The sequence below is a fragment of the Psychroflexus sp. MES1-P1E genome (assembly GCF_002836055.1).
Taxonomy (GTDB): Bacteria; Bacteroidota; Bacteroidia; order Flavobacteriales; family Flavobacteriaceae; genus Psychroflexus.
In genome coordinates this window covers 1-282 of record NZ_PJBS01000062.1, presented here as the reverse complement: position 1 = coordinate 282, position 282 = coordinate 1, and the positions used below count along the sequence as shown (strand labels likewise).

At 36.2% G+C, this 282-nt stretch carries 1 protein-coding gene; it reads left to right on the top strand.

Features of this window, described 5'->3' with window-relative positions; all coding sequences use genetic code 11:
• Positions 1 to 282 (top strand): transposase (locus tag CXF67_RS00335; RefSeq protein ID WP_145990332.1); only part of this gene is annotated, 282 nt, incomplete at both ends.

Here is a 282-nt window from a genome sequence, read left to right as displayed (position 1 = left end):
AGAATCACGAAATCAGATACAACTTTTCCCCTCTTCTATTGATGAGATGATATCTGAAGACAACACCGTTAGAGCTATTGATATTTTTGTAAATAGTTTGAATCTTGAAACACTTGACTTTAACCTCAGACTTAAAGAAGGGCGCCCTCCTTATAACCCAGCAGATTTGCTAAAGCTTTTCATTTATGGATATATGAATCGTATGCGTTCATCGCGCCAACTGGAAAAAGAATGCTATCGTAATATTGAACTTATCTGGCTTCTCAAATCTCTTAAACCAGA